This window comes from Streptomyces sp. R11 (assembly GCF_041051905.1).
In the GTDB taxonomy this organism is placed as follows: Bacteria; Actinomycetota; Actinomycetes; order Streptomycetales; family Streptomycetaceae; genus Streptomyces.
Map to the genome: position 1 here is coordinate 2,630,479 of NZ_CP163432.1, position 16,197 is coordinate 2,646,675.

The 16,197-nt window shown below is 71.6% G+C and carries 15 protein-coding genes; 8 read left to right on the forward strand and 7 right to left on the reverse strand.

Annotation, left to right across the window (positions count from 1 at the left end; translation table 11 throughout):
• Positions 1-2 precede the first annotated feature (2 nt).
• Positions 3-1,523: an HtaA domain-containing protein gene (locus AB5J55_RS11950; protein WP_369270648.1), complete on the reverse strand. Its 1,521-nt coding sequence runs from the start codon at positions 1,521-1,523 to the stop codon at positions 3-5.
• A gap of 112 nt (positions 1,524-1,635) precedes the next feature.
• Positions 1,636-3,072 (reverse strand): HtaA domain-containing protein, encoded by a 1,437-nt coding sequence (locus AB5J55_RS11955; RefSeq protein ID WP_369270649.1) that lies wholly within the window; start codon positions 3,070-3,072, stop codon positions 1,636-1,638.
• Positions 3,073-3,208: 136 nt separating this feature from the next.
• Between AB5J55_RS11955 and AB5J55_RS11960 the strand changes: the two genes are divergently transcribed.
• The 7 genes from AB5J55_RS11960 (at position 3,209) to AB5J55_RS11990 (ending at position 10,645) form a co-directional block, all read left to right on the forward strand.
• Positions 3,209-4,210, forward strand: coding sequence for a hemin ABC transporter substrate-binding protein (locus tag AB5J55_RS11960; RefSeq protein WP_369270650.1), 1,002 nt, complete (start codon positions 3,209-3,211; stop codon positions 4,208-4,210).
• Positions 4,211-4,296: 86 nt separating this feature from the next.
• Positions 4,297-5,292: a FecCD family ABC transporter permease gene (locus AB5J55_RS11965; protein WP_369276162.1), complete on the forward strand. Its 996-nt coding sequence runs from the start codon at positions 4,297-4,299 to the stop codon at positions 5,290-5,292.
• Between the two features lie 137 nt (positions 5,293-5,429).
• Complete coding sequence (locus AB5J55_RS11970; RefSeq protein ID WP_369270651.1) at positions 5,430-6,245, forward strand: heme ABC transporter ATP-binding protein; 816 nt, start codon at positions 5,430-5,432, stop codon at positions 6,243-6,245.
• A 156-nt stretch (positions 6,246-6,401) separates the two neighbouring features.
• Positions 6,402-7,547, forward strand: a complete 1,146-nt coding sequence (gene efeO / locus AB5J55_RS11975; RefSeq protein WP_369270652.1) for an iron uptake system protein EfeO — start codon at positions 6,402-6,404, stop codon at positions 7,545-7,547.
• Between the two features lie 10 nt (positions 7,548-7,557).
• Positions 7,558-8,817: an iron uptake transporter deferrochelatase/peroxidase subunit gene (efeB, locus tag AB5J55_RS11980; protein WP_369270653.1), complete on the forward strand. Its 1,260-nt coding sequence runs from the start codon at positions 7,558-7,560 to the stop codon at positions 8,815-8,817.
• 3 nt (positions 8,818-8,820) lie between these two features.
• The gene (efeU, locus tag AB5J55_RS11985; RefSeq protein ID WP_369270654.1) at positions 8,821-9,693 is read left to right on the forward strand and encodes an iron uptake transporter permease EfeU; all 873 of its coding nucleotides are present in this window, start codon (positions 8,821-8,823) and stop codon (positions 9,691-9,693) included.
• Positions 9,653-10,645: a hypothetical protein gene (locus AB5J55_RS11990; RefSeq protein ID WP_369270655.1), complete on the forward strand. Its 993-nt coding sequence runs from the start codon at positions 9,653-9,655 to the stop codon at positions 10,643-10,645. The genes efeU and AB5J55_RS11990 overlap by 41 nt, the downstream gene beginning before the upstream one ends.
• A gap of 17 nt (positions 10,646-10,662) precedes the next feature.
• On the opposite strand, the gene AB5J55_RS11995 is transcribed toward AB5J55_RS11990, so the two are convergent.
• Positions 10,663-11,391, reverse strand: coding sequence for a bifunctional DNA primase/polymerase (locus AB5J55_RS11995; protein WP_369270656.1), 729 nt, complete (start codon positions 11,389-11,391; stop codon positions 10,663-10,665).
• Between the two features lie 156 nt (positions 11,392-11,547).
• On the reverse strand, positions 11,548-12,183 hold the full coding sequence (locus tag AB5J55_RS12000) for a TetR/AcrR family transcriptional regulator (RefSeq protein WP_369270657.1): 636 nt from the start codon (positions 12,181-12,183) through the stop codon (positions 11,548-11,550).
• Positions 12,184-12,305: 122 nt separating this feature from the next.
• Here AB5J55_RS12000 and AB5J55_RS12005 point away from each other — a divergent pair, with 122 nt between their 5' ends.
• A complete protein-coding gene (locus AB5J55_RS12005) occupies positions 12,306-12,518 on the forward strand; it encodes a DUF6243 family protein (RefSeq protein ID WP_369270658.1) in 213 nt (70 codons plus the stop codon).
• Here AB5J55_RS12005 and AB5J55_RS12010 read toward each other — a convergent pair.
• The 3 genes from AB5J55_RS12010 to AB5J55_RS12020 all read right to left on the reverse strand — a co-directional run bounded on the left by AB5J55_RS12010 (position 12,515) and on the right by AB5J55_RS12020 (position 16,054).
• A complete protein-coding gene (locus tag AB5J55_RS12010) occupies positions 12,515-13,504 on the reverse strand; it encodes a small ribosomal subunit Rsm22 family protein (RefSeq protein WP_369270659.1) in 990 nt (329 codons plus the stop codon). The two genes, AB5J55_RS12005 and AB5J55_RS12010, sit on opposite strands and share 4 nt — an antisense overlap.
• Before the next feature lie 178 nt (positions 13,505-13,682).
• Complete coding sequence (locus AB5J55_RS12015; RefSeq protein ID WP_369270660.1) at positions 13,683-14,855, reverse strand: serine hydrolase domain-containing protein; 1,173 nt, start codon at positions 14,853-14,855, stop codon at positions 13,683-13,685.
• Positions 14,807-16,054 (reverse strand): multidrug effflux MFS transporter, encoded by a 1,248-nt coding sequence (locus AB5J55_RS12020; protein WP_369276163.1) that lies wholly within the window; start codon positions 16,052-16,054, stop codon positions 14,807-14,809. Before AB5J55_RS12020 ends, AB5J55_RS12015 begins: the two co-directional genes overlap by 49 nt.
• Between the last annotated feature and the right edge of the window lie 143 nt (positions 16,055-16,197).

Sequence of the window (16,197 nt, forward strand, 5' to 3'; positions counted from 1 at the left end):
TCTTACGCCTCGGTACGCCGCCTGCGCATCGCGATCACCACGGCCGCGCCCGCTGCCGCGGTCACCGCGGCGGCCGTACCCAGCGCCGCCACCGGCACGTCCGAGCCGGTGTTGGCGAGACCGCCCGTCACACCGCCCGTCGTCGAGCCCGTGCCGCCGGTGGTCGAACCCGCCGTACCGGAGGAGCCGCCGGTCGAACCGCCCGTCGATCCTCCCGTCGAGCCGTCGCCGCCGGGCAGGTCCGCGTCCGCCGTCAGGGCCACCGCCAGGTCGACCGGGTCGAGTTCGGTGCCGGCGGTGTAGAAGCCGCCGAAGGCCTTCGCGCCGGCCTCGGTGAGGGTGGCCTCGACGTCGTCGACCGTGATGACGTCGTCCTGCGCGGTCAGGTCGGAGTCGTTCGCCCTCAGGTCGGCCAGGACCACGTCCTCGGTCTTCTCGCCGAGGCTGGTGACATCGGCGGTGAGTTCGCCGGTGCCCTCGTCGAGGGTCGCGCGGAGGTTGTTCAGAGTGAGGTCGAGGCCGTAGCCGCCGCTGTCGCCCTCGCCCTTGTGGCCCTTGAAGTTGACGGCGCCATCGAAGCTCGCGGAGAGGGCGCCGGCGTCGGTGTCGTACTCCCCCGTCGCGTCGACGAAGGTGAAGGCACCGTTGCCGGCGGCCTGCGAGGCGCCGTCCGACGTCGTGATCTCCCCCTTCGCCACAGTGCCCACGACGTACGAACGGAAGGACTGCTTGACGCCCCAGTCGAGCGTGCCGTCGGCTATGTCGCCCTGGGCCGGGGCCTCGGAGGCGGACTCGGAGGGGTCGGCGCTCGTGGACGGCGAGGCGGACCCGGTCGCCGTGGCGGTCGGGGTCGGGGACTGCGTGGCCGTCGCGGTCGGCGTCGGGGTCGGGGTCGGGGACTGCGTGGCGGTGGCCGTGGGGGTCGGCGTGGGCGTCGGCGACTGGGGCGGCGTCTTCTGTACGACGGTGAGCGGGTCCCCCGCCGCGCCCTCGTAGCTCGCGCTGCCGAAGACGTCCGCGGCCTCCTTGGTCAGCTTGGTCGCCATGTCGGTCATCGCCCGGGTCACGGTGACGTCGGCGAGCGGCACGTCCTGCGCGGTCGTACCGGACTTGGTGATGTCGGCGGTGATCTCGGCGGCCGCGCTGTCGAACCGCACGTCGGACAGGGCGATGTCGAAGCCGTGCAGCTTGGAGACGATCTGCAGGCCGCCCTTGAAGCCGAGGTCGACGGTGTGGGCCGTGGAGTCGTAGGTGCCGGTGCCGTCCGTGAAGGTGAACGCGCCGTTCCCGGCGGCCTGCGAGGCACCGTCCTTCGCGGTGAAGCTGCCGGCCGCCATGCCGGTCACGTAGGTGCGGTACGACTGCTTGATGCCCCACGTCAACTCGTATCCGCTGAGCGGGACTTCGGCCGCGGAGGCGGTGCCGGCGCCGAGGGTGGCGAGTGTGGTGGCGCCCAGCGCGGCCGCGGTGGCGACAGCCGCGGCGAGGGTGACGGGACGGCGTCTGCGGGAAGTGGCGGACATGCTCGGGGTTCTCCTTGCGGTGGGTGGGAGTCCGTGGGCGGGTGTCCGCCGCGGCGGCCGGGGGCGGCGCAGGCACGGCGGTCGGGGCTTGGGGGAAGTCCTCTTGGGACGTTCAGTCCTCGGCGGACGGGGGGACGGCCTCACCGGCCCCGGCGGCCGGCCGGGTACGGCGCCTGCGTAGGGCGGCGAACGCGAAGACCGCGCCCGCGAGCAGCAGGAACCCGGCCGCGAGGCCGATGGGCGCAGTGGGGACGCCGTCGTCCTCGGAGGTGCTCGCGACCGGTTCGGCCGACGGGTCGGGCGGCGCCGACGACTTGTCGGGTGTCGCGCTCGCCGTCGCGGCGCCGCCCAGGTCGGGCAGCGCGGGCAGTTCGGCGTCGTCGGTGGTGGCGACGGCCAGGGACACCGGGTCCATCTCGGTGCCCGCCCTGTACATCCCGCCGAAGGCCTTGGCGCCCTCGGCGGTGAGCTTCGCGGGGGCCTCGGTGACCTTCGCCAGGCCGTCCTTCGCCTTCAGGCCCTTGGCCGTGAAGGTGACCAGGGGGACCTTGCCGCCGGTGAATCCGGCACCGGCCACGTCGGCGAGGAGCGTGCCCTTGCCGTCCTCGACGGTGACGCGGACGCCGCTCAGTTTCAGGTCGAGGCCCTGCGCCCCGGTGAAGCGGACCGCGCCCTCGAACGACGCCCGAAGGCCACCGTCCTTCAACGTCCCCTCCCCGTCGGGGAAGCGGAACAGCGCACCGCCGTCCTCGGCGCCGGAGGACAGGGTCCACTCACCCTTGGCGATGTCCCCGGTGACGTACTCCCGGAACGTGCGGCGCACACCCCAGTCGACGGCGCCGTCGACGAGCTCGCCGCTCGAAGTCTCCTTCTTCTCCGGGGACTTGGTGGCGCTCGGCGTGGGCGAGAGCGTCGGCTTCTCGGTCGCCGCCGCCCGCACGTCCGCCGACAGGCTCACCGGGTCGAGCGCGGTCCCTGCGGTGTAGTACCCGGCGAAGGACTTGGCGCCCTGCGCGGTGAGTGTGGCGGGCAGGTTGTTGAGGGCGACGGTGTTGCCGCCGCCCCTCATGTCGATCCCCCCGAGGGAGAGGGAGGCGAAGGGCACCTGCGAGGACGTCGTGACCGCCCCGGTGCCCTTCGCCTTGCTGGTGACGTCCACGAAGAGAGTGCCGCCGGAGCCGGAAATACGGACGGTGGGGCGGCTGATGGTGAGGTCGAGCTGGTAGCTGCCACCGTCGGTCCTGTGGCCGACGAAGTGGACGCCGCCGGAGAAGGACGCGGTGAAGGCGCCGGTGCCGCCGTCGTACGTCCCCGTGGCCGAGTGGAAGCGGAAGCCGCCGCTGCCCACGGTGGCCGCACCGCCGGTCAGGGAGTAACTCCCCTTCGCGATGGGCCCGGTGACATAGCTCTGGAAGGACGCTTTGACGCCCCAGTCGAGCCGCCCGCCCTGCACGGTGCGGCTCGCGGCGGACGCGGCGGTCACCGGGAGCAGGGCTCCGAGGACGGCCGCGCAGAGCACGGCGACCAGAACACGTAGGCGGACAGGCATGAGAGGTCCTCCGGAGGCGACGGACACGACGACCGGTAGCGAACAAAGGTAAGGCTAACCTAAGCTTTGCTCAGCTGAAACGGCCGTGACCGAGCTGAAACGGCATACGGAGAGGAACGGACGGACCGTGCGACCCTTGCGCACACGACTGACGGGCGCACTGCTGGCGGTGCTCGCCCTCACCACGGCGACGGCCTGCGGTGGCTCACCGGCGGCGGACCCGGCGAACGAGTCGGCCGCCACCACGACCGCCAACCGGGTCGAGCCCCTGGAGAACACCCCGGCCCCGAGCCTCCCCGCGACGGTCTCCGCGGCCGACGGCGAGAAGGTGACGGTCGAGAAGGCCGGGCGCCTCGTCCCCCTCTCCGGCAGCCTCAGCGAGATCGTCTTCACGCTCGGGCTCGGCGACCGCGTCGTCGCCCGGGACGTCACCGCCACGTTCGAACAGGCGGCGAAACTGCCCCCCGTCACCCGGGGCCATGACGTCTCGGCGGAGAGCGTGCTGTCACTCAAGCCCGACCTGGTGCTCGCCGAGACCACGACCGGACCCGAGGAGGCCATGGAGCAGATCCGTGCCGCGGGCATCCCGGTCCTCGTGGTCGCCCCGGCCCACGGCCTGGACGACGTCGGCCCGCGCATCCGGGCCGTCGCCGACGCGCTCGGCGTACCGTCCGCGGGCAAGGAGCTGGCCGAGCGGTCGCAGGACCGGATCGCCGCCGTGCGCAAGGGAGTTCCCCGGCAGGGCGAGAAGCCGCGGGTCGCCTTTCTCTACCTGCGCGGCTCCGCCTCCGTCTACCTCATCGGCGGCAAGGGGTCCGGTGCCGGCTCCCTCGTGGAGGCGGCCGGCGCGGTCGACGCGGGGGCCGAATCGGGACTGGCGAAGGACTTCACGCCCATCACCAGCGAGGCCCTCGTGAAGGCCGCGCCGGACGCGATTCTCGTGATGTCCAAGGGACTCGAGTCCGTCGGCGGCGTGGACGGCCTGGTGAGGATCCCGGGCGTCGCCGAGACCCCGGCGGGGATGGACCGCCGGGTCGTCTCAATCGAGGACGGCGCCCTGCTGAGCTATGGGCCGCGCACCGACCAGGTGCTGAGGTCGGTCGTGGAGCAGCTCTACAAGAAGAGAGACGCGGCGTGACCGTGCTGGAGAAGGCCGCGCCCGAGGCCGCACCCGGCCTACCGGTCCGCGGACGGCACACCACCACGTGGCTGCTGACCGTCGGCATGAGCGTCGCGCTCCTCGTCCTCGTCCCGGTCGCCGCCGGGATCGGCGCCTACCCGATTCCGGTCGGGGACGTCCTCGGCTCCCTGCAGCACAAAGCCGGGCTCGGCGGCGGCGAGTTGGACCGGGTCGCCGAGTCCGTGCTGTGGAACGTGCGCTTCCCCCGGATCGTGCTCGCACTGCTCATCGGAGCCTCGCTGGGCTGCGCCGGGGCGCTGATGCAAGGCGTGTTCGGCAACCCGCTGGCCGAGCCGAGCACCATCGGCGTCTCGCTGGGCGCGGCGGTGGGGGCGGTGGCCTCCATCTCGCTCGGGCTGACCTTCCTCGGCAACTGGACCCTGCCCGCGATGGCCTTCGTCGCCGGGCTCGGCACCGTGCTGCTGGTGTACTCGATGTCCCGCTCGGCCGGCCGTACGGAGGTCGTGACCCTGATCCTCATGGGCATCGCGGTCAATGCCTTCGCCGGAGCGCTCATCGGCCTGTTCATCTTCCTCGCGGACACCGCCGCGGTGAACCAGATCACCTTCTGGCAGCTCGGCTCCCTCGCCCAGTCCACCTGGCCCAAGGTGACGGCGGTCCTGCCCTGCGCGGTCGTCGGGCTGGTGGTGGCGCCACTGTACGCACGCCGCCTGGACCTGCTCGCGCTCGGAGACCGGCCCGCCCGGCACCTCGGGGTGGACGTGGAGCGGATGCGCGTTGCGTTGATCCTGGTCGTCGCGCTGCTTACCGCGGCCGCGGTGAGTGTGTCCGGGGTCATCGGGTTCATCGGCCTTGTCGTGCCGCATCTGTTGCGGATGGCCGCGGGGCCGGGACATCGGTTTCTCATCCCGGGGAGTGCGCTGGGTGGGGCGGTGGTGTTGCTCGCGGCGGATCTTGCTGCGCGGACGGTTGCGGCGCCGGCGGAGTTGCCGCTCGGTGTCTTGACCGCGCTCCTCGGCAGTCCGTTCTTCTTCTGGTTGTTGCGCAGGACGCGGAGGCGACAAGGGGGGTGGGCCTAGAGGTCGTATGTCGACTGCGGGCAGTGGGGGCCGGTCGCGCCCACGCGGCGGAGCCGCACATTGATACCGCCCCGCGCCCCTGAGCGGCGCCGTCCCACCCGCGACAGCAACTCGCCCTCCGTCAAAGGACCCCTTCCATGAGACTCCTCCGCCCCCGTCCAACCCCTCCCGCCCCCGCCGAACCCGGCGACACCCTCGCCGAAGCTGAGAACCTTCACGTGCGGCTCGGTGCCCGCATCGTCCTGCACGGGGTCTCCGTGACCGTCCGCGCCGGCGAAGTGCTCGCCCTCGTCGGGCCCAACGGCGCCGGAAAGTCCACCCTGCTGAGCGCGCTGGCCGCCGACCTTCCGGCCGCCGAGGGTGTCGTACGGATCCACGGGCGCCCGGCGGGCGACTGGTCCACGCCCGAACTCGCCCTGCGCCGCGCCGTGCTCCCGCAGTCGGCGACTCTCTCCTTCCCCTTCACGGTCGAGGAGGTCGTCCGGATGGGCCGTGCTCCGTGGGCCTCCGTCGGGCTGGAGGACGACGACGCGGCCGTCGCCGAGGCCATGGCTGCCACCGAGGTGACGGAGTTCGCCGTACGGCCGTTCTCCGCGCTCAGTGGTGGCGAGCGGGCCCGTGTCGCACTCGCGCGGGTGCTCGCACAGCGTGCCCCGCTGCTGCTGCTCGACGAGCCGACGGCGGCGCTGGACCTCAAGCACCAGGAGCTGGTGCTGCGGTTGTGCCGGGAGCGGGCGCGAGCCGGGGACGCGGTGGTGGTCGTGCTCCACGATCTGGGGCTCGCGGCGGCCTACGCGCACCGGGTGGCGATCCTGCGCGCCGGGCGGGTCGCGGCGGACGGGCCGCCCGCCGAGGTGTTCTCCGAGCGGCTGCTGTCGGAGGTCTACGACCAGCCGGTGGAGGTGCTTCCGCATCCACGCACGGGAGAGGTCCTGGTGACCCCACGACGCTGAGGCCGAGCAACCTTTGACGTTCCTTTGACTTCCCTATGGGAGCGATTTTGGCCAATTCGGCGATCCTTAGGTGCGTTAGGTGAGCCTCACCTTCCCGTTCCACGTGAGGCCCCGTCCCCGTCGTGCACTCTTTTCGGCCACCCTCCTGGAGCCCTCATGCGACCCGCCAGACTCTCCGTCGTCACCGCTGCCGCCACCGTGGCGGCCCTGACCGCCGTCACGGGATGCACCGAGAAAGGCAGTTCTGCGGGCGACGACCGGGTCGTCAGCGTGACCGCGACGGACGACAAGTGCGAGGTGTCGAAGAAGGAGTTCCCGGCCGGGCACGTCGAACTCGCCATCGAGAACAAGGGTTCCAAGGTCACCGAGGTCTACATCCTCTTCCCGGACGACCGCATCGTCACCGAGCGCGAGAACATAGGCCCCGGCACCAAGCAGACCGTCACCGCCGAGGTGAAGGCGGGCGACTACACCATCGCCTGCAAGCCCGGCATGAAGGGCGACGGCATCCGGCAGACCGTCAAGGCCACCGGCAAGGGCGCGGCCGCCAAGCGCGACCCCCGGCTGGACAAGGCCGTCGCCGCCTACCGCGAGTACGCGCAGGAGCAGGCCGACGAGACGCTGCCGAAGGCGGAGGCGTTCGCCAAGGCGGTCAAGGACGGCGACATCGAGGCCGCGAAGAAGGCCTACGCCCCCTCCCGCATCGGCTGGGAGCGCACCGAGCCGGTCGCGGAGTCCTTCGGTGACATCGACCCGAAGGTCGACGTCCGCGAGGACGGCCTGGAGGACGGCCAGAAGTGGACCGGCTGGCACCGCCTGGAGAAGTCCCTCTGGCAGGACGAGAAGCTCACCGCCGAGGACACGACCCTTGCCGACCAGCTGATCACCGACCTGAAGGACTGGCAGAAGCGGGTCGGCAAGGCCGAGATCACCCCGACCTCCATGGCCAACGGCGCCAAGGAACTCCTCGACGAGGTCGCCACCGGCAAGGTCACCGGTGAGGAGGAGCGCTACTCGCACACCGACCTGGTCGACTTCAAGGCCAACGTCGAAGGCGCCGAGAAGGCGTACGAGCTGCTGAAGCCGGTCGCGCAGGAGAACGACCCGGCACTGGTCACCGAGCTCGACAAGCAGTTCGCGGCGCTGGACACGCTGCTCGACAAGTACCGGGCGGACAAGTCGTCGTACGACTTCACCTCGTACGACAAGGTCGGCAAGGCCGACCGCAAGGAGCTGTCGGACGGCGTCAACGCCCTCGCCGAGCCGCTGTCCAAGCTCGCCGCCGCCGTCGTCGTGAAGTAGGGACAACGCCATGACGGAATCGACCGAAGGCACTCCCTCCCGGCGTTCGCTGATCGGCTGGGGCGGCGCCGGGCTCGCGCTCGGTGCCGTCGCGGCCGGCGGTGCCGTGGCCATGACGCGAACCGGCAGCGACGTGGAGCCGGTCGGCGCGGCGGCGGGCGGAGCCATCGCCTTCCACGGTGACCACCAGGCCGGTATCGCCACGCCGGTGCAGGACCGGCTGCACTTCGCCGCGTTCGACGTGAAGACCGACGACCGGGCCGAGTTCGTGCGGATGCTGAAGGACTGGACGGCCGCCGCGCGCCGGATGACCGCCGGGCAGGCGGTCGGCGAGGGCGGGTTCGGCGGTGTGGCCGAGGCACCGCCGGACGACACCGGTGAGGCGCTGGGGCTGAAGCCGTCGCGGCTGACGCTGACGATCGGCTTCGGCCCGTCGCTCTTCGAGAAGTACGGCGAGAGCTTCGGCATCGCCGACGCCCGTCCCGAAGCCCTCGTCGAGCTGCCGAAGTTCGCCGGCGACAACCTGGACCGGAACCGCAGCGGCGGCGACCTGTGCATCCAGGCCTGCGCGGACGACCCGCAGGTCGCCGTGCACGCCATCCGCAACCTGGCCCGCATCGGCTTCGGCAAGGTCGTCATCCGCTGGTCCCAGCTGGGCTTCGGGAAGACCTCGTCCACGACCCCCGAGGAGCAGACCCCGCGCAACCTCATGGGCTTCAAGGACGGCACCCGCAACATCGCGGGGACGGAGACGGACCGCCTGAAGAAGTTCGTGTGGGTGGACCCCTCCGAGGGTCCCGCGTGGCTGAACGGCGGCTCCTACCTGGTGGCCCGCCGTATCCGCATGCACATCGAGACCTGGGACCGCACCTCTCTCCAGGAGCAGGAGGACATCATCGGCCGGGACAAGGGCGAGGGCGCCCCGGTCGGCAAGGCGAAGGAGCGCGACGAGCCGTTCCTGAAGGCGATGCTGCCCGACGCACACGTCCGGCTCGCGCACCCCGACTCCAACGACGGGGCGACGATCCTGCGCCGCGGCTACTCCTTCACCGACGGCACCGACGGCCTCGGCCGCCTCGACGCCGGCCTGTTCTTCCTCGCCTACCAGCGCGACCCGCGCACCGGGTTCATCCGGATCCAGCGCAACCTGGCCCCCGACTCGCTCAACGAGTACATCCAGCACGTGGGTTCGGCGCTGTTCGCGGTCCCGCCCGGCGTCCGCGACAAGGACGACTGGTGGGGCAGCACGCTGTTCTCCAAGGAGGCGTAGCCCGTGTTCTCCAACTACCTGATCGGCCTGCGCGAGGGGCTGGAAGCGAGCCTCGTCGTCTGCATCCTCATCGCGTATCTGGTCAAGACCGACCGCCGGGACGCGCTGAAGCCCATCTGGATCGGCATCGGTGTCGCCCTCGCCCTCGCGCTCGGCTTCGGCTGCGCGCTCGAATTCGGCTCGCAGGAGCTGACGTTCGAGGCACAGGAGGCGCTCGGCGGCTCCCTGTCGATCATCGCGGTGGTCCTGGTGACGTGGATGGTCTTCTGGATGCGGCGCACCGCCCGGCATCTCAAGGCCGAGCTGCACGGCAAACTGGACGCCGCCCTCCGGATGGGCACGGGCGCACTGGTGGCGACCGCGTTCCTGGCCGTCGGCCGGGAGGGCCTGGAGACGGCCCTGTTCGTGTGGGCGTCGGTGCGCGCGGCCGGTGACGGCACCCCGCGCCCGCTGATCGGCGTCGCCCTCGGCATCGCCACGGCGGTCTTCCTGGGCTGGCTCTTCTACCGCGGCGCCGTGCGCATCAACCTCGCCAAGTTCTTCACCTGGACCGGCGGCATGCTGGTCGTCGTGGCGGCGGGCGTGCTGGCGTACGGGGTCCACGACCTGCAGGAGGCGCGCTGGGTGCCGGGCCTGAGCGACAAGGCGTTCGACATCAGCGACACCGTCGATCCGTCCAGCTGGTACGGGACCCTGCTGAAGGGCGTCTTCAACTTCCAGCCGGACCCGACCGTCCTCCAGGTCACGGTGTGGCTGCTGTACCTGGTCCCGACACTCGCGCTGTTTCTCGCCCCGGTAGGGTTCGCCTCCGGGAAGGGGAAGGTGAAGGCACCTGATGAGCAGGGATCGCGGCCCTCGAAGGCTCCGCAGGCTTGACCGGAGCGCACTGATAGCGGCATCGCTGACCGCTTTGTCGTTGACGGCAAGCGGATGCGTGGTGGTCCACGGGGAGAAGGAAGTGCTCCCCTCGGCCACCAAGGCGGAGGCCGCCAAGGCCCTCCAGCAGTTCACAGCCGCGTACAACAAGGCCGACAAGGCCTACGACAGCTCCCTGGACGCCGACCATGTCACCGGCGCCTTCGGCGCCATCGACGAGGCGCGGCTGAAGGCGGGCAAGGCGGTCAGTCCCGAGGGCAACGCGGCGCACACGCCGCTGGAGCTGTCGGACGCCGAGTTCACGATCCCGAAGAAGGCGGGCTGGCCACGCTGGTTCGTGGCCGACGCGGCCGCCAACAAGGGCGGCAGCGCCCGCTGGGTGTTCGTGTTCAGCCGCGACAGCCTGACCGATCCGTGGGAGGCGGCGTATCTGACGCTGCTGGCCCCCGATGACGTACCGGAGTTCAAGACGGACAAGGACGGCTGGGCCGAGGCCGTTCCCGCGGACTCGACCGAACTGGCCGTGGCGCCCGGGGACTTGAGCAAGGACTACGTGACCTACCTCAAGGACGGCGGGGACACCTTCGCCAACGGCCGTCACACCAGCACCTGGCGTACCGAGCGGTCCCAGAAGGCCGAGCGGCCGGGCCTGGTCAGGCAGTACATCGACGAGCCGCTGACGAGCGGCGACTACCAGCCCCTGGCGCTCCGCACGAAGGACGGTGGGGCGCTGGTGTTCTTCACCACGCGCCACTTCGAGAAGGAGACCGCCCACACGGGCGCGGCCGTCCCCACCCCGAGCAAGGGCGTGCTGGCGCTGACGAACGGCGAGATCAAGCAGTCGCTGACGATGGAGTTCGTCTCCACCGAGGTGGCGCTGGACCCGAAGGGCTCCGGAAAGGTTCAGGTCCTCGGCCGGATCCAGGGAATGACGTCGGCGAAGGGCGAGTAGCGCGCCCGCGCCGGGACTCAGTGCCGGCGCAGGGGCCAGGCCGCGGAGACGTGGTCGAGCTCCTCGCCGACGTAGCGGGCGCAGGCGTCGGTGAGAATCTCCAGGAGGCTGAGCGGGTCGGGCAGCGGGTGCTCGAGGCCGCGCACCCAGTGGACGGTCTGGTCACCGGGTAGCTTCGCGGGCGGTACCAGGACGTACGAGCCTCGGCAGTGCCAGCGCAGTCCCGGGTGCTCGTCCATGGTCTCGGGGTGGCAGTCCAGCTCGCAGGGCCACCACTCGTCCTCGTCCTCGGGGGTGCCGCGGGTGAGGGTGAAGAACAGCAGGCGGCCGTCGTCGCTCTCGGCGACCGGCCCGACCTCGATGCCCGCGCCGAGCAGCCGCTCCAGCGCCTCGAGCCCGGCCTCGACCGGGACGTCCAGGACGTCGTGCACCATGCCGGTGGCGGTGATGAAGTTGGCCTGCGGCTGGTGGCGGGCCCAGCGCTCGATCTGGGCGCGGTCGGTGGTGGACTGCGTCTGCCAGGCGAAGGACACCGGGTGCCGGGCGGGCGTCGGACAGCCGACACGATCACAGGAACATCGGAAGCCGGCCGGGTGCGCGGCGGGCGCGAGCGGCAGTCCCACCGCCGCTGCGGCGAGCAGCAGGGCTTCCCGGCCACCGTCGCCGGCGGCCTCCTTGGGGCGGCGTCCGCGCAGCCACTGGGAGATTTTGCCCTGCAGGCCGGTCCGGCCCAACTCCGCGCTCATCTATCCCCTCGCCTCGCTGTCGTGCGGAACAGCATGCCCTATGGTCCCACCATCGTGCGCTTCGGGGGGCCGTAGCGGACAACCGGGCCAGGTGGGGCGAGGCGTACACAGCACCTGGATCATCAGCAATGCGCTGCTTCGGCGGTAATTACGCCCTTACCGCGTGCGTGGGGCGATGCCGTTCAGGGCGTAGTCGACCAGGGTGTCCGTGTACTCGTACGTGATCGGGCCCGTGTACTGGAGCCAGCGCTGGGCGAGGGGGGAGACCCAGAGTTCGAGGGCGATGCGCGGATCGACGTCCTGGCGAACCTGGCCGGCGTCCTGGGCGGCGCGCACCCGGTCGACGTACAGCTGGAGCGAGGGCGCGAGGAGCTTGGCCACGATGACCCGGCCGAGTTCCTCGTTGACCACGCCCTCGGCGGCCAGGGCGCGGGACGGGATCTCGAAGCTGGGGTCCTTGAGCTGGTCGACGGTGAGGCGCAGCACGGCCTTGAGGTCGGCAGCGAGGTCGCCGGTGTCCGGGATGGCGAACTCGTACTCCGGGCCGGCGTCCCGCGACGCCTGTTCACTCAGATCGAGGAAGGCCTCCAGCAGGACGTCCGCCTTCGACGACCACCACCGGTAGATCGTCTGCTTGCCGACCCCGGCACGGGCGGCGATCCCCTCGATCGTGGTCCTCGGATAGCCGACCTCCCCGACGAGGGCGAGGGCGGCGTCGTAGATGGCCCGGCGGGACTTCTCGCTCCGGCGGGTGCTGTTGGGTACGGGCTGAGCGGACTTTTGAGCTGCCATGGCTCGAATTTATCAGGTTGACAAGACGGAGCGTCTCGCTGGACCCTGAGAGGGCAGTAAATCGAGACGATACGTCTCGTCACCTACGGGTGGCGAGAACGGGTGCCGGGAGGAGACACACCATGGCCCGAGGTGGCGGAAACATGCTGGGAGTCGGCGGTACACGTCGAAACCTCAACCGCAAGGCGCTGCGCGGCGGCGGCCGGAACGGCCGGATCGGCGGCGGGGTCGACCCGCAGGCCCAGAAGAAGGAGCTGCTGCGCAAGTTCCAGGAGAAGAACGCGGAGCAGGAGGAGGGGACGGAGGTGTCCCAGGAGGACGAGCAGACGTCCTAGTCGAACGCCGGCGGCCACTCGTCGCCCCAGTCCGCGTCGCGGGCCGCCTTGTAGAGGTCGCCGTGGCGCTTGGTGACCGTGGTGCGGCGCAGGGCCGGTTCGGTCTCGCACAGGTCCAGGAGTACCTGGCCCTTGCGGATCTGCGGCTTGCGGACGATGCGGGCGGGGGCCGGGGTGACCGGGAGGCGGGTGGCGGCGACGTAGCTGAACTTCTCGTCCTCGTAGGCGAGGGAGCCGCCCTTGATCTGGCGGTGCAGGGAGGAGCGGCTGACCCGTGCCGAGAAGTGGCACCAGTCCGTGCCGGGGACGATCGGGCAGTCGGCGCTGTGCGGGCAGGGGGCGGCGATGTGGAATCCGGCGCCGATCAGGCGGTCGCGGGCCTCGATGACGCGGGCGTAGCCGTCGGGGGTGCCGGGTTCCACGATCACGACGGCCCGGGCGGCGGACGCCACGGTGTCGAGGAGGGCGGTGCGGTCGGGGGCGGTGAGCTCGTTGAGGACGTAGGAGACGGTGACGAGGTCGGTGGGGTCCAGGGTGAGGGCCGAGCCGATGCGGGCGCGCTGCCAACGGGCTTGCTGCAGCGCCGGGTTGGCGGCGGCGATCTCCCTGCCGGTCTGCAGGGCGGGCTCGGCCCAGTCCAGCACGGTGACGCTGCGCTCGCCCGGCCAGGTCGCGGTGACGGCCCAGGTCGCGGCGCCGGTTCCGCCGCCGACGTCGGTGTGGCTGCCGGGGGTCCAGTCCGGTACGGCCCGTGCGAACGCCTCCAGCGCCGAGTGGACCGCCTCGAAGGTCGCGGGCATCCGGTACGCGGCGTAGGCCGCCACGTCGGCGTGGTCGCGCAGGATGGGGGCGTCGGTGGGGGTGGCGCCCCGGTAGCTGGCGATCAGCCGCTCCACGGCCTGCGCGGCCTGGCGGGGCGGGAGGCCGTCGAGGAGGGTGGCGAGGCTGCTGCGCAGGGCGTCCGCCGGGGATGCTGGGTCGTTCACCCGGCGATTCTACGAGGGCGCGCGGCGTGGGCGCGGGGCCGGGATTTTTTCGCCCCCGCCGCCCCTACCCGTCCCGTCCCTGGGGGCTGCCGCCCCCAGACCCCCGCTTCGGCCTGAACGGCCTCGTCCTCAAACGCCGGACGGGCTGAACCGACTGGGCCGGCGCCGGAACAGCGCTCTACCCCCGCACCGCCCGCGCCACCCGCGTCCCCGCACTGGCCCGCGGCCTACTGTCCGGCGCCCGCCTCCGCGGATGCACCGCATTCGCCAGCAGCACCACAAACGTGTCCGTCACCGGATCCAGCACCAACGACGTCCCCGTGAACCCCGTATGCCCCGCGGCCCCCCGCCCCGCCAACTCCCCCATGAACCACGGCTGATCCACCGCGAACCCCAGCCCGGGCGCGGACAGCAGCAGCTCCACGAAGTCCGGACCGAGGATCCGGGCGGGCCCGTACCCGCCGCCGGAGAGCAGGGCCCGGCAGAAGACCGCAAGGTCACGTCCCGTGGCGAAGAGGCCGGCGTGGCCCGCCACCCCGCCCAGCGCCCAGGCGTTCTCGTCGTGGACGACCCCCCGCAGCATCCCCCGGTCCGCCTTGGCCCACGGCCGCCGCTGGTCCTCGGTCGCCGCCGCGCCGGGGCAGGGGCCGAAATGGGTCGACGTCATGCCCAGGGGCCGGGTGATGCCGTCGTGGATCAGGACGTCGAGCGTGCGGCCGGTGATGCGTTCGAGCACGTGCTGCAGCAACAGCAGGTTGAGGTCCGAGTAGCAGTATGTCCCCGGTACCCCCACCGGCGGCTCCGCACGCAACCGATCCAGCCGCTCCGCGTCGTCCCGGCAGTCGTACAGCGGCAGTTCCGGCCGCAACCCCGAGGTGTGGGTCAGCAACTGACGCACCGTGACGTCATGCCGGGCAGCCGCGTGGAAGTCCGGCAGATACGCCCCGACCCGCGCGTCGATGCCCAGGGTGCCGCGCTCGATCTGCTGCACCGCGGCGACCGAGGTGAAGAGCTTGGTGAGGGAGGCGAGGTCGAAGGGGGTGGAGGCGGTCATGGGGACCTGCCTCTCGGGCGGCAGTTCCACCCCGGCGTCCTTCTCCTCGTCGTAGGAGGCGTACCGCACCGCCCAGCCCACGGCCTCCTCGACGGCGAGGTAGGGCCCCCGCCCGACGATCAGCACCGCCCCGGCCGCCCAGGGGCGAGAGCCGGTCGTGAGGTCGCGGACCTCGCGGACGAGCTGACGGATCTCCTCGGGGTCGAGTCCGGCCCTCTCCGGCGTGTCCCCGCGCAGTCTCGGCGCGCTCAGCTCTCTGCTCCCTCCGCACCCGCACGACTGTTCCAGGGACGGCACATTCCCATGAAGCAGGCCAGCGCCACCAGTGCTGCGGCCAGTTGGACGACGGCCATCGGGACAGCGGTGTCCTCTCCGGCGATGCCCACGAGGGGCGAGGCGATGGCGCCGATGAGGAACGAGGACGTGCCGAGCAGCGCGGAGGCGGACCCGGCGGCGTGCTTGGTGCGCAGGAGGGCGAGGGCCTGGGTGTTGGGCAGGGTGACGCCCATCGCGGACATCAGCACGAAGAGCGCCGCCGCCACCGGTACCAGTCCGACCTCGCCGAAAGCGCCCAGCGACATCAGCAGCAGCGCGGTCGCGGCCAGGATCACCACGGCCAGCCCGACGCCCAGCACCCGGTCCAGACTGACCCGTCCCACCAGCACCTTGCCGTTGATCTGGCCGACGATCACCAACCCGACCGAGTTGAGCCCGAACAGCAGGCTGAAGGTCTGCGGCGAGGCACCGTAGATCTCCTGGATCACGAACGGCGACGCCGATATGTAGGCGAACAGCGCGGCGAAGGCGAACCCGCCGGCCAGCATGTACCCGGCGAAGGCACCGTCGGCGAGCAGCCCGCGCATGGCCCGCAGGGCCTCACCGACCCCGCCGCTGTGCCGGTCCTGCGGCGCCAGGGTCTCGGGGAGCCTGCGCCAGACGAGAGCGGCGAGCAGTACCCCGACCACCGTCAGCACGACGAACACGCCCCGCCAGTCCGTCACCCGCAGGACCTGGCCGCCGATGAGCGGCGCCACGATCGGGGCGACCCCCGAGATCAGCATGAGGGTGGAGAAGAAGCGGGCCATGGCCACGCCGTCGTACAGGTCGCGTACGACCGCCCTCGCGATCACGATCGCCGCCGCCCCCGCGAGGCCCTGCGCCAGCCGGAAGGCGACCAGGAACCCGATGCTGGGCGCGAGCGCGCAGAGCGCGGTGGCGACGACGTACACGGCGAGGCCCGCCAGCAGCGGGCGCCTGCGGCCCCAACGGTCGCTCATCGGGCCGACCACCAGCTGCCCGAGCGCCATGCCGGCCAGGCAGGCGGTGAGCGTGAGCTGCACGGTCGCGGCGGGGGCGTGCAGGGACCCGGTGACCTCGGGGAGCGCCGGGAGGTACATGTCCATCGCCAGCGGGGGCGTCGCCGTCAGACCGCCGAGGATGAGGGTGACGAGCAGGCCGGTGCCTCGCAGGGATCGGGCGGGCGGTCTGTCCGTCATAGGTACGGCCGACTGCGACACGTCCGGTATCGGCTCCGCCGGCTGTGTCGGCCCCCCACGGTCGCCCATGCGCCCCTCCCTCTCCGAGTGATCCGCCCTCTATGCTCTCAGCTCGTACACAGTGCCGAGGGTCACATGAGCGA

Bases quoted from the DNA above. Each gene is read 5' to 3' on its own strand.
- AB5J55_RS11995 (WP_369270656.1), bottom strand. From the start codon at position 11,391: ATGAGCGCGGAGTTGGGCCGGACCGGCCTGCAGGGCAAAATCTCCCAG.
- efeB (WP_369270653.1), top strand. From the start codon at position 7,558: ATGACGGAATCGACCGAAGGCACTCCCTCCCGGCGTTCGCTGATCGGC.
- AB5J55_RS11965 (WP_369276162.1), top strand. From the start codon at position 4,297: ATGAGCGTCGCGCTCCTCGTCCTCGTCCCGGTCGCCGCCGGGATCGGC.
- AB5J55_RS11990 (WP_369270655.1), top strand. From the start codon at position 9,653: ATGAGCAGGGATCGCGGCCCTCGAAGGCTCCGCAGGCTTGACCGGAGC.
- AB5J55_RS11950 (WP_369270648.1), bottom strand. From the start codon at position 1,523: ATGTCCGCCACTTCCCGCAGACGCCGTCCCGTCACCCTCGCCGCGGCT.
- AB5J55_RS12005 (WP_369270658.1), top strand. From the start codon at position 12,306: ATGGCCCGAGGTGGCGGAAACATGCTGGGAGTCGGCGGTACACGTCGA.
- AB5J55_RS12000 (WP_369270657.1), bottom strand. From the start codon at position 12,183: ATGGCAGCTCAAAAGTCCGCTCAGCCCGTACCCAACAGCACCCGCCGG.
- efeO (WP_369270652.1), top strand. From the start codon at position 6,402: ATGCGACCCGCCAGACTCTCCGTCGTCACCGCTGCCGCCACCGTGGCG.
- AB5J55_RS12020 (WP_369276163.1), bottom strand. From the start codon at position 16,054: ATGACGGACAGACCGCCCGCCCGATCCCTGCGAGGCACCGGCCTGCTC.
- AB5J55_RS11955 (WP_369270649.1), bottom strand. From the start codon at position 3,072: ATGCCTGTCCGCCTACGTGTTCTGGTCGCCGTGCTCTGCGCGGCCGTC.
- AB5J55_RS11970 (WP_369270651.1), top strand. From the start codon at position 5,430: ATGAGACTCCTCCGCCCCCGTCCAACCCCTCCCGCCCCCGCCGAACCC.